The following is a 12097-nucleotide window of genomic DNA, read 5'->3' as shown; positions in this document are numbered from 1 at the left end:
ACAAAAGCCCGCTGCGTGAGCGGGCTTTCTAACGTTCCAAATCCTATTTTGCGTTTGAATATACGCTTTACTTCATCGGTCTGTGCCAGTTGGAACGGTACATCAGGTAAAGGAAGTACGGCGTTCCAATCAGGGCAATAAGGATTCCTGATGGAATCTCTGTCGGCGCCATGACTGTTCTGCCGATCGTATCAGCGAGCACCAGCATCACTGCACCCGCGAGTGCGGATAAAAACATGGACCGTCTTAACTTATGTCCTGTCAGCAGCCGCACCATATGCGGGGCAATCAGACCGATGAACCCGACGGTTCCTACACAAGCAACAGCACCTGCTGCCAGCAGTACCCCCGTCGTCATGGCGAGCAATCTTGTTCGGCGTACGCCCAGTCCAAGTCCGGATGCACTGTTGTCGTCGAATACCAACAGCTCGAATTGACGAGCGAGCCACCAGGCCAGCGGAACCAGAATAACCAAAAATAAACCGATAACCTTCACCTGATCCCATGTACGGGCATAGGTACTACCTGTCAGCCAGATATATCCGCTGCTGCCGTATACAGCGCCACGAACTATCAGGATCTGAATTCCTGCTCCAGCAATGGCCGACATGGCGATCCCCAGCAGCACAACCGCAGACGGGTTAAGCCCTTTCTTCCAGGAGAGGGAGAATACAACCACTGCCGCAATAGCTGCACCGATGATGGCTGCGATGGGCAGCAGATATATTGGAAGACCCGGCCATAAAATAATGACCATCATCGCTCCGAGCCCTGCCCCGGAGGACACACCGACGATGGAAGCATCCGCCAGTGGATTACGCACGGCCATCTGAATGAGCACACCACTGATCGCCAGTGCAGCTCCAGCACCTGCAGCCACAAGCGTACGCGGAATTCGAAGCTGAATCACAGCCGAGAACAGTCCATCCGATCGGAATAAACTTGGCAACAGATCAGCCAGCGGAATTCGCAGGCCGCCAAACATGGTACTAAGCAATATAAGCGCTATAGTTACGACCGAGAACAATACTGCCATCGGGCCAAACGCAAAGCGGCGTGAAGGTGCGCCTGTGCTCATGGAAGAGGACATCCCCGAACCATTCGCTGCTTTCATGCGTGTAAGTACCAGCCAGATCAGCCACGGTGCACCAATAATCGCCATGACAGCCCCTGTCGGCAGCTCCATGCTGGAGTTATGTACCATCTTGGCCAGTACGTCTGCGCCAACTAGGAGAGCCGCTCCCCAGATAAACACACCGGGCAGCAGTAACCGGTTGGAGCGCACTCCACTTAACCGAACCAGATGGGGTGCTACCAGTCCCACGAAACCAATCGGCCCGATGACACTGACAATTACCGCAGCCAGCAGCACCGCGATAATCAAGCCACCCGCACGAGCCAAACCAACCCTTTGACCCAAAGAGGACGCCGTTGATTCATCCAGCTCCAGCATATCCCACTGTCTGGACAAAATGAGCGCGAGGATGGTGATGCCAACGACCCAAGGCCAAGCATAAGCGACACCGCTCCAGTCATTCTGGACGAGTGTTCCGGATCCCCATAGGAATAATCCCTGTGTTTCCATGGAGAAGAAAATATGCAGTGCGCTTGTAAAGGAACCGAGCACCATGGACACGATCATACCGGATAACGCAAGTCGAACCGGACTTGATCTTCGTCCCCCACCCATGAAATAAGCTGCAAATGCCGCAAGCAAACCACCAAGAGCTGCGAACAGAAAAGGCGACTGACTGAGCACACCCGGAAAGAGAATAGCTCCCAGCACGACGATAAAGTAGGCACCTGCATTAATGCCCAGCGTGTCTGACGCTGCCAGCGGATTACGGGTGATCGTCTGCAGCAGTGCTCCGGCCACAGCCAGCGCACCACCTGCGATAATGCCGATAACCGTACGCGGCATACGCAAATCCCATATCATATTGTGCTCCAGCGTGTTCTGTTTGCCTGTAAGAGCATCCCAGACCGTACTCAATGGAATGGAAGCCTCTCCATAACAAAGACTTACAAAAAAAAGCACGATGAGAGCGGTTAGACCGCCCCCATATATGCTTATTGTGCGCCAGTTCATAGCTGGCCTAGTTCCCTGAACTGAACTCATTTGGTAATCGCCTCAACAACTCCGTCAACCAAAACCTTGGAGGAAATTGGTCCACCAAATGTCCACGTTGTGCTATCCAATTGATATAGGCGGTTTTCCTTCACAAAATTCAGTCCGTTCCAAACCGAGTTATCTTTCATGGCTGTGCCAAAAACGTCATCGTCCGGCTGTGTAATATAAATGAAGTTACTGTCCTGTACATCAGATAAGGATTCAATTCCCACTGTGGAGAAACCATAGCCTTCGAGCTTTTCAGGCTGCCAGTCGTTTACCAAACCGATTTTGTCCAATGTACCAATAACGACCGAGTTGTCCGTGAACATACGCAGACTAGCTGCATTTTGATACGTGAATGCCTGTGTCAGAGCAAAGTGGAAATCTTCTTTGCCTGCAGCAGCCAGTTTTTCTTTGGCTTCTACATAATGTTGATCAAGTTCATCCAGTACTTGCTTCGCTTTGTCCTCTTTGCCAAGAGCAATAGCAATGTTATTAAAGATATCTGTCATCTTGTCGTAGTTATAGCCATCGCCATCGTAAGGGTCGAATTCCATCGTTGGTGCAATCGCATTAAGCTGATCGTAGACCGCGTTATTGTTATCTGCATTGGCAATGATGAGGTCTGGTTTCAATGCAGCAATAGCTTCCAGATTCGGCTCACTACGTGTTCCAATATCTGTCACGCTGTCATCCAGGGCTGCTTCGGAAGTGACATAGACTTTGTAGTTGGCGTTGTCGGCATTACCTACTGGCTGAACGCCCAGTGCAACTACATCTTCCGTATATGTCCATTCCAGAGTAACTACGCGCTCTGCTGGCTTGTCCAGCGTAAGTTCTCCGCGTTTATGTTTAACGGTAACCGGGCCAGAAGCCGCTTCCGTCTGCGTGTTGTCAGAAGCATTACCTTCACCTGCATCCGCAGCTGATCCATTCGAGCTAGTGCTTGCAGAACCGCATCCTGCTAATGTAAGAGCAAAAACCAACAATAATAGTAGTCCGTTCAAGCTTTTTTTCATGTACTGTAATCTCCCCTGTTTATATGTATTAACTCTGATAATAATTATCATTATCACATATTGGATTATGCGACAGAAATCACATTTTGTCAATAAAAAAGCGATAACGCGCTGACTACAGATTCTGCTATTGTGCCTATTTATGGGGATAAAAAGAAAAAGAGCCCCTGGTTATCCATGGACTCTTCTCAACCAGCATCATGACATGCCAGATTTGCAGTATTCTTCATCTACCGTGCGCGCCTTCCATCGTGTATAATCGTGCCCCAATTCTAACGGAATGCAAATGTTAGTTCAGTTCCATTGTAGTAATGCAGGTATTGTCCTGCTCATATGTGGAAAGCTGGGATTCCGCGACCTTCCCGTCATGTACAATACGGACCAAGTATGTTCTGTTTCTCGGTACCCACAGATCCATAAAGCCATTCTTTCCGGTTTTTATCGGTTCTTCTTTCATTAACGTATTACCTTCTGAGTCATGAATCGTGACCAGGAACTCTTTGTTCTTCATTTCCCCCTGACAACCCGTCAGGCTATGAATGGCACATGGGTGAGTCAGCTCGACGTAAGGCGCAATCGAAAGGAAAAACTCCTCTTCAGGCAGATTATAGGTTTTCGTTTGATCATCCTTGCCGGTAACGACCAACTGGGTAGCATTAATGGAGGCCGATTTTGTTTCGACTTTACCCGTACTGATATCGTATATCAATTCCTTAACATTGGTTGATTCAGGAGGGCCTGCTTCTTTTTTTAGCATATTATCAGCGATAAGGTATATTCCTAAGCCAACGACTGTAATGAATAAGGCTGTAATAAGTATTCCTTTTCTCAACTGGAGTTCATCTCCTCGTCCGTTTTGGTTTATTATAATGGAGAATGCCACGCCATGGGCTATGTACACCATAAAGTCACCAGATTTTCACATATTTGTCTTGTAGCATAAAAAAATCAGCAGCATATTAGAAGTATTATTGATAAGCATAGGAAGGTGTGTATATGCATAAATCTGCTTCGGAATCAGACACAGATCGAAGAATTTACAAATCCAAACAGGCGCTAAAGGCTTCCTTGCTGGAATGGATGTCACGCAAACCGCTGGAGAGCATTACCATCACCGATATTGTCAAATCGGCTGATTTGAATCGCAGTACGTTTTACAAACATTACGTTTACAAAGAAGACTTGCTGCGCGAGATTTTGACCGATGTGATCAATGACCTGATAGCCGCCTACCGGGCTCCTTATGAGCATTACCATGATTTTGAGATCAAGGATTTGAACGCATCGGCCATCAAAATCTTCGACCATGTTCTTGTCAATGCCAGCTTTTATACCTTGCTTGTTCAATCCCATATGCCTATGGGATTTCGGGATACTCTCTATGAAACGCTCATTACCCTCTACCTGCAGGACGTAACGGATATGTCTCCGGATCCCAGGATCGACAAGGAACTCCTTGCCTGCTATCAGGCTAATGCCGTTTTGGGTCTGATTACAGGCTGGGTACAGAGCAACTTCAAATACAGTTCCACTTACATGGCAGAGCAGCTATTGGAATTTACTCGTATGAATCGCTCGAATGAAGTTTATCGCTCGAATCTGGCCCCGGTCCATCGTCACAAACCAGGCTTGTCCATATAAAAAGAGGTACCAGCTCTCATTCAACATGAGAGTGGTACCTCCGAATAGCTGCCCTATTATCATATTGTCTAGTTACTAATCCAGCCGCCATCGACAGGAAGCTCAACGCCTGTAATAAATTTCGATTCATCTGAAGCCAGGAACAGATAGGCATAGGCGATATCCATGGATTCTCCGGCATGCGGAGGCAAAGGCGCGAGATTTTTGTAATTCTCCCCCATCTCCACTTGAGACTTGATGCCTGCTTTTTCCACCATGCCGGTAAATACAGCACCTGGATGTACAGAGTTAACCCGTATGTTGTCTTTCGCAAACCACTGTGCACCATGTTTGGTCAGTGAACGTACGGAGCCTTTGGAAGCACTATAGGCTGCGCCCTGAGCGTCTGCAATTCCGCCAATAATTGCAGCGATGGACGATGTATTAACAATGGAGCCTTGTCCATTCTGTTGCATGTAAGGAATAACGGCTTTCATCCCCAGCCATACCCCTGTGCCATTTATGGACATGACCTTCTCCCAATCTTCCAGCTCGGCCTCCAAAATCCCCTTGGCTATGTGAATTCCGGCATTATTAACCAAAATATCTATTTTTCCGTATTTTGCTACTGTTTCTTTCACAACAGCGTTCCACGACTCAGGACTCGACACATCCAGCTTAAGCGCGGTGGCTTCTCCGCCACTTGCCACGATGTGCTGCACCTGTTCTTCCAGAGCTTCAATAGCCACATCAGTAGCGACAACCTTAGCCCCTTCTTTGGCAAACAATTGAGCCCCTGCCAATCCCATGCCGCTCGCTGCACCTGTTATAATTGCAACTTTTCCAGTTAATCTGCCCATTTCATATCATCCTTTCCTTCTTAGAAGATGAACGCCTATTGAAGGCATCCAACTCGTTGACTCCTTTAGTATACGGATGAAATGAAAGCTCTTTCAATCAGCAAATGGACAGGCTTTTGTGGGATAACCAATAGATAGATAGGGATCTGTTTACTTCATAGATGATAATCCACAATATAGACGAGATATGTTGTTTTGACTTCAAATCTACGAATATTGCCAACATCCTGCGAGGGGATCGGTCATTTTCCCGTCATCGAACTTGGCGAACAAATATAGGGCCCCATAACCAAAGACGTATTCTTCAACCATTCCATCCACATAACCATCTTCGTCAATCTGGATGAAAAAGTCGTATCCATCATGATGCAGAGCTGTTAAGTAACTGTCCTCTTGCTGAATGAATCTCGGTGTGCCTCCAATTCTAACCAAACATGGCTCATCTGCTGCAGCCCCATTTTCAATCCATGTCCACTCTGTTAGGCTGTGCTTAACCAATGCAGGATTGGTGTAGGTCTCCAGTGCACTTTCAGGGGAAACAGGATGCTGAAACACCTGGATATCACAGGTTGGATATCTATTGTTCTCAAGGTATCTCTCATATTCTGCTGGTACAAATACAGAGATCATCCCCTGGCCTGGGACAGGTTCCATAGAGTCTGTATCAGGAAGAGTCACACTGAGATAAAACAGATAATTTTGCTCACGCAGAAATGCGAATGCGGCGTTATGATCAAAGTAAGCAGGTGCATTCCCCCCAATCCAACTAGGCGATGAATAGTCTGTAGGATGTGGATACATAACGAGCGAATGTGTTCTATTCTCAAAAAGATCAGTCCATGCGGACATACGGGCACGTTCCTTTCTTACGATTTTCGTTTGAACTTCCAATCCATTCCTATATAATAATTATAAATTCTGGAAACCGTGGTGGACAACAGATTTATTACTCATTAGACCAGACAGAATTGTTCTCCAAGCAGACCATGTAGGAGGAATATACATTGAAATGGCTCCGTGTACATAAGGAAGATCATGATATCAGGAATAAGATAGACTGGAACGGTGACCTTCCTAAGCATATCGCCATTATGATGGATGGAAATGGGCGCTGGGCCACGCGCAGAGGACTTCCCCGAAGTGCTGGACATTATGCTGGCATGCAGACGATGCGCGAAACGATAAGCATATGCCACCAAAACGGGATCTCCTCTCTCACCCTTTATGCATTCTCTACGGAAAATTGGAAAAGGCCTAAAGAGGAAGTAGATTATATCATTAGCCTGGTCGTCGAATTTGTACAGGATACGACCGTTCAGGAACTCAATCAACATGGTATTAAGGTGGATTTCATCGGTGATATATCCAAATTTCCTCTTGAAACACAAGAGGCGATGCGCAAGGTGGTTGAACTAACCCGGGCCAATCGTGGAATGACCGTTTACTTCGCCATGAACTATGGCGGGAAAAGCGATATCGTCCAAGCTATTAAATTATGTATTGAAGAAAACAAAAACGTGCGGGACATCTCTGAACAGGACCTTGAGAAGTTTCTGTATACCGGACAAAATCCAGCACCGGATCTATTGATTCGGACTAGCGGGGAGAAACGGCTAAGCAACTTCTTATTATGGCAGGTTGCCTACGCCGAGCTGTGGTTTACGGATGTCATGTGGCCGGACTTTAACGAGCAATTGCTATATGAAGCCATGCTTGATTATCAACAGCGCAAGATGCGAGCGTTGGAATAATTCGAGGTTCCATTCAAATCTTCAGGGAGCTGCTTGTTCTTTTGCACATTTTTAGCAATGTTCACCGTAACACTCCAAACTTTGCACCATATACTGTGGTAACTCTCTCACTTGCAGAAGCCAGTCTCGAAGTACTCCATCCATGATTTCCGAATTTGTCCCAGTTGATCTCTTCCAGACATAACTGCTTCAAACCCATTAAGCTTGTCCCCCATAACCCGATTAAAGGATCAGAGGTTCATACGAGATTCCTTCGATAAACTATTCGCCCAATTCAGGCTCTACTCCCCCTAATTCTAAGGTCTCGGCTTCGGAACTAAAAAGAGCAGCGGTGATGTCTTTTAGCTACAACATCCCGCTGCTCCCGAATTCCAAGCCGTCCATACCATCTCAATAAATAGACTTATGGACTGGATAAAAGGCATAAACTTTAATTTTTATGCTGACATAGACTATATTGTGAATCGACATTAAGGAGTCAATTTCAGAATAGTCACCGTGGTATTCAGATTGTTATGCAACTGTACAGGAGTTGCATTCGCATTTACCAGTTGGATCGTTGTCGGAACTGTTGTGACCGTAATAATAACTTCAGCAGAGATTGGGCCTCCGCCATTACCTGTGAAAGGCACGGGGGTTATAGGCGTTCCGTTTACTGTGAGGTTGAAATCGGCATCGCCCTGATTATGAATGGAGAAAGAGATAAAGTAACTTCCTGTTTCATTGATGGTTATCGTTGAAGATGGCGGCACGAAGGTAAAGGCACCACCCACGTTAGCCAATACCCCAGTCAAAGTTATTGGCGAGTTTCCTGGAACGGTGTCCGTACCTGTACCGGGATCAGCTCGGAAAACACTCAGGAAATCGGAGATTCCAGCCCCTGTTGGACCGGCAGGACCTGTTGCTCCAGTTGCCCCTGCAGGGCCGACAGGACCGACAGGACCAGCTGGACCCACGAGGCCAGAAGGACCTGCAGGGCCAACCGGGCCAGCTGGGCCCACTGCTCCGACCGCACCAGCCGGACCCACAGGTCCTTGTATACCAGGAATTCCTTGCAATCCGACTGGCCCCGGTATCCCTTGAGCACCAGTGGCCCCTTTGGGACCTATCGGTCCTAGTGGACCAGGAATCCCTGGTACGCCTTGTGGTGCATTAACTATAACCTTAGGTTTAACCTTCAATACCTTAACCTTCACACCGCAATGTACATGTTTTTTGAATTTACGTCTACAAATCCGTTTCCCATGACGATTGATCAATTAACTCACCTCCGTGATATTTCTCCACATACTATGTGCAGTAATCACTGGGGGCGTAGACAACTAACTATAATTCAGAAAATTACAGGGCCCATTATGAGGAAAGTTGTCTATATTGTAATCCAATATTCAGGCTTTATACAGGTGGATTCAATTTGTAGAATTCCTTCTGTTACATATTGAAAGTATGGAAGAGCTTTTAAATACACGGAAACCTTAACTGCAAAGAATACTATTTAAACCACTTATGAGAAGCATTACGCTTATACATGTTTGTTCTTCATTGACCTATCTGTCAGCCAGTATGTGAGTGCACCTGAGACAAAAAAGGCTAAAACCAGCCCGGCACACGTATGAATCATATTCAGCGTACCATCTTCCATGAATGCCGGAATTTGAAGCAGGCCTGCTGATTCGCTTAAAGCAAAGGATTTTACCGATACAATACCGAAGTAGAGTCCGCCGATAGCACCACCAATAAGCGCTGCATAAAAAGAAGCCCTCCTTCTCATATTGACGGCATAGATTGCAGGCTCCGGAACACCCAAAAGAGCCGTTCCGGTTGCCCAGAATGCAAGTTTTCTGAACTCGGTCTGTCTGCTGCGCAGTCCCGCAGCCAGTGCTGCCCCCGCCTGAGCAGTAAATGCAACAAACATCGCAGGAATGATCACGGAAAATCCGTTGGTCATCAGCTCATTCAGCATCAGGGGAACGAGCCAATAATGCAATCCGGCAAACAGCATTAATGCAAATGCCGCTCCCAGCAGCATCGCAGCCACGACCGGTGCATCCGTGAGCAAGGAATCGACGGCAGCGGGCATTCGCTTGTCAATCCACGAACCTAGTGGGCCCAGCACCAGCAGGATCAGCGGGACCAGAATTCCGAATGTTAATGCCGGAGCCAGAATGCCCTGCAGCATCTTGGGACTGAATCGTTCAACGGCTTTTTCTACATAAGATGCAGCAGAGATCGTCAGAATCATCCAGAGCGGAGCCGAGAAAAAGGCTGCCTCCGAAACCATGGGCATACCCATAAAATGAACTTCCTCTTGACCTGACAGTAAATAACTCATTTGCGGGTAAAACATCAATCCGCCGATAGCTGCTGCAACGTAGATATTACTCTTTAACTGCCGGGCAGTACTGATAGCTGCCAATACAGGCAGCAAATAAAAGGCGCTATCCCCAATGGATTTCAATATCATAAATGTCTGGCTCTGTAGGAAGGATGAGGGTTCCGAAAAACCGTACGTACTAATCAGTGTTATGACTGCAAGCACAATCTTGAAGACCGCCGCTCCCAAAATGGCAGGCATTATGGGTCTAAACACATCGGATATAAACTCTAATATTGAAAACGATTTGCGGTATGTATGCTCCTCTTTCCGTTCGGGATGATCGCGCATGCTTTCTGGCGTACCCATGTCCCTTAACAGACGGTAATAAGAGGAGGATTCATCTTTAATCACCAAGCGACATTCTGCACCTGTTATCCGAATTGTTACTTCAAGATCGGTAGCAGCAGATGCTGACATATCCACTTTACTGTTATTTTCTAGAATAAGTACCGTTGCCTGCTCTTCCCGCGTGACTTGTCTTATGTTTTCCTTTCCACCTGCAAGTTTCAAGATCTCTTCGAATTGCCTGTCATTCATATGTACCTTCTCCTTATGCTGCGGTAAACCCGAGTTTTATGATGTGCCCTTATCTATATACCCATTTCCATGATCAAACTTCAATAGGATATTCAAACTAATTTTCCTTTCATTTCATTACCATATAAGCAGGGTACATGGACCTAAACTCACCTTAAGAAAGCAAAAAGCCTGCTTCCGCAGGCTCTTCCAAAATCTTCTATGATTGATTCAATTTCTGGCACCCTATGACAACGCCAGCATGGCGTTCATATCTTCCTCTGCTGTTGTGATCAGCTTCAAGCCAAACATGTCAACAAGCACATCCAATACTCCAGCCGAGATAAATTCTGGCGGTTTGGGTCCAATTCGAATGTCCTGAATACCAAGACTGAACAGCCCCAGCAGGATCGCCACAGCCTTTTGCTCAAACCAGGACAGGACAATGCTGACAGGCAGCTCATTTACCGAACAGCCAAATGCGTCCGCAAGAGCCATTGCAATTTTCACGGTTGAACCGGAGTTGTTGCACTGCCCCAGATCGATATAACGGGGAATTCCTGTATCCCCGACTGTACCGTAATCCACATCATTGAAGCGGAATTTACCGCATGATGTGGTTAGAATCACGGTATCGTTAGGCAGTGAAGTCGCTAGCTCACGATAATAGTTTCCGCCCTTTCCAGGTGCATCACAGCCAGCAATAACGAAGAAACGACGGATATGACCATCTTTGACTGCCTGAATAATCTCTGGAGCGAGTCCGATTACCGTCTCATGATGGTACCCCGTCGTTAGTACCTGCTCAGACTTAACGTCTGCTGCTGGCAGGGAAAGCGCGCGTTCAATTAGAGGAGTGAAATCATCATTCATAATCTTGGCTGCACCCTCAAGACCCGCGACTTCATACGAGAAGAATCGGTCGGCATATGTACCTTTGATAGGCATGACACAGTTTGTGGTCGCAAGGATGGCACCCGGAAACTGTTCAAATAATCTGCGCTGATCGTACCAGGCTTTGCCGATATTGCCTTTCAGATGGGCATATTTCTTAAGTTCCGGGTACCCGTGAGCAGGCAGCATCTCGGAATGTGTATATATGTTGATGCCTTTCCCTTCGGTCTGGCGAAGAAGCTCTTCCAGCGCATACAAGTTATGTCCGGTCACTACAATGCATTGTCCCTCAATCTGGTTCTGCGAAACGGTGATGGGCTGCGGTATGCCGAATCTCTCGGTGTGCGCACGATCCAGCACGTCCATAATTCGGATTGCCGCGTTCCCTACTTGCATGGCCATATCGAGATGTTCCTGCACATTAAAATTGGAATTGGTCAACGTCATATACAGGGCCTCATATGTAATTCGATCCACTTCCGGATCATGATATCCCAGCTGCCGAGCATGTGTTGCATAAGCCGCTATGCCTTTCAACGCAAAAATCATGGTATCCTGCAGACTGGCTATCGTTTCATTTTTGCCACAGACCCCAACTACTGTACATCCACCACTCGGTGTCTGCTCACACTGATAACAAAACATATCTGTTCCCTCCAACGTGATTCGATTTCATTCACTGGTAACAGCGTAACAAACCCGCAGGGGACCAAGTGTGATGGCGGACACAGTTTATCATTCGACACCTTATAGTCAAAATTAGCAAATAGTTGAACCTATTGTTTCCCCTCCAAGACTATCATCCAATCAGTGCTTAACTCAGGCACAGATTCGCGAGATCAGAAAAACCGGAGAGTTACCTCCCCGGCTACCGCTTAATTTGACCTGTCCTTTTCGCTGTTGCATGTGATATTAATGCAGTGGTGCACGTAACCGTACATCACTGC

At 47.0% G+C, this 12097-nt stretch carries 10 protein-coding genes; 2 read left to right on the top strand and 8 right to left on the bottom strand.

The genetic code is table 11. From position 1 onward, the window contains the following. Window positions 1–67 precede the first annotated feature (67 nt). The 3 genes from PIL01S_RS18750 to PIL01S_RS18740 form a co-directional block, all read right to left on the bottom strand. Window positions 68–2119, bottom strand: coding sequence for an iron ABC transporter permease (locus PIL01S_RS18750; protein WP_127538833.1), 2052 nt, complete (start codon window positions 2117–2119; stop codon window positions 68–70). Beyond that, window positions 2116–3132, bottom strand: coding sequence for an ABC transporter substrate-binding protein (locus PIL01S_RS18745; protein WP_095359600.1), 1017 nt, complete (start codon window positions 3130–3132; stop codon window positions 2116–2118). The genes PIL01S_RS18750 and PIL01S_RS18745 overlap by 4 nt, the downstream gene beginning before the upstream one ends. Before the next feature lie 289 nt (window positions 3133–3421). After that, complete coding sequence (locus PIL01S_RS18740; protein ID WP_127538832.1) at window positions 3422–3964, bottom strand: CueP family metal-binding protein; 543 nt, start codon at window positions 3962–3964, stop codon at window positions 3422–3424. 164 nt (window positions 3965–4128) lie between these two features. On the opposite strand from PIL01S_RS18740, the gene PIL01S_RS18735 reads away from it, so the two are divergent. After that, window positions 4129–4773: a TetR/AcrR family transcriptional regulator gene (locus PIL01S_RS18735; protein WP_127538831.1), complete on the top strand. Its 645-nt coding sequence runs from the start codon at window positions 4129–4131 to the stop codon at window positions 4771–4773. Between the two features lie 68 nt (window positions 4774–4841). Here PIL01S_RS18735 and PIL01S_RS18730 read toward each other — a convergent pair whose 3' ends face one another. Both PIL01S_RS18730 and PIL01S_RS18725 read right to left on the bottom strand, forming a co-directional pair. After that, complete coding sequence (locus tag PIL01S_RS18730; RefSeq protein WP_127538830.1) at window positions 4842–5612, bottom strand: SDR family NAD(P)-dependent oxidoreductase; 771 nt, start codon at window positions 5610–5612, stop codon at window positions 4842–4844. A 207-nt stretch (window positions 5613–5819) separates the two neighbouring features. Next, the gene (locus PIL01S_RS18725; RefSeq protein WP_127538829.1) at window positions 5820–6461 is read right to left on the bottom strand and encodes a hypothetical protein; all 642 of its coding nucleotides are present in this window, start codon (window positions 6459–6461) and stop codon (window positions 5820–5822) included. Window positions 6462–6616: 155 nt separating this feature from the next. On the opposite strand from PIL01S_RS18725, the gene PIL01S_RS18720 reads away from it, so the two are divergent. Beyond that, window positions 6617–7363 carry an isoprenyl transferase gene (locus tag PIL01S_RS18720; protein WP_127538828.1) on the top strand — a complete coding sequence of 249 codons (747 nt, stop codon included), beginning with the start codon at window positions 6617–6619 and terminating at the stop codon, window positions 7361–7363. A 470-nt stretch (window positions 7364–7833) separates the two neighbouring features. On the opposite strand, the gene PIL01S_RS18715 is transcribed toward PIL01S_RS18720, so the two are convergent. From PIL01S_RS18715 to hcp, 3 genes are all read right to left on the bottom strand, one after another. Then, the gene (locus PIL01S_RS18715) at window positions 7834–8622 is read right to left on the bottom strand and encodes a collagen-like domain-containing protein (protein ID WP_127538827.1); all 789 of its coding nucleotides are present in this window, start codon (window positions 8620–8622) and stop codon (window positions 7834–7836) included. A gap of 263 nt (window positions 8623–8885) precedes the next feature. Next, window positions 8886–10277 carry a PTS transporter subunit EIIC gene (locus tag PIL01S_RS18710; RefSeq protein WP_127538826.1) on the bottom strand — a complete coding sequence of 464 codons (1392 nt, stop codon included), beginning with the start codon at window positions 10275–10277 and terminating at the stop codon, window positions 8886–8888. A 225-nt stretch (window positions 10278–10502) separates the two neighbouring features. Next, complete coding sequence (gene hcp, locus PIL01S_RS18705) at window positions 10503–11795, bottom strand: hydroxylamine reductase (protein ID WP_127538825.1); 1293 nt, start codon at window positions 11793–11795, stop codon at window positions 10503–10505. Window positions 11796–12097 lie beyond the last annotated feature (302 nt).

It is taken from the genome of Paenibacillus illinoisensis NBRC 15959 (assembly GCF_004000925.1).
Taxonomy (GTDB): domain Bacteria; phylum Bacillota; class Bacilli; order Paenibacillales; family Paenibacillaceae; genus Paenibacillus; species Paenibacillus illinoisensis.
The sequence above is the reverse complement of the archived record's forward strand: the minus strand, read 5'-3'. Positions and strand labels throughout refer to the sequence as shown.

Excerpts from the sequence above, each read along its gene's own strand:
- PIL01S_RS18730 (WP_127538830.1), bottom strand. The coding sequence starts at position 5,612 with ATGGGCAGATTAACTGGAAAAGTTGCAATTATAACAGGTGCAGCGAGC.
- hcp (WP_127538825.1), bottom strand. The coding sequence starts at position 11,795 with ATGTTTTGTTATCAGTGTGAGCAGACACCGAGTGGTGGATGTACAGTA.
- PIL01S_RS18750 (WP_127538833.1), bottom strand. The coding sequence starts at position 2,119 with ATGAGTTCAGTTCAGGGAACTAGGCCAGCTATGAACTGGCGCACAATA.
- PIL01S_RS18745 (WP_095359600.1), bottom strand. The coding sequence starts at position 3,132 with ATGAAAAAAAGCTTGAACGGACTACTATTATTGTTGGTTTTTGCTCTT.
- PIL01S_RS18725 (WP_127538829.1), bottom strand. The coding sequence starts at position 6,461 with ATGTCCGCATGGACTGATCTTTTTGAGAATAGAACACATTCGCTCGTT.
- PIL01S_RS18735 (WP_127538831.1), top strand. The coding sequence starts at position 4,129 with ATGCATAAATCTGCTTCGGAATCAGACACAGATCGAAGAATTTACAAA.
- PIL01S_RS18710 (WP_127538826.1), bottom strand. The coding sequence starts at position 10,277 with ATGAATGACAGGCAATTCGAAGAGATCTTGAAACTTGCAGGTGGAAAG.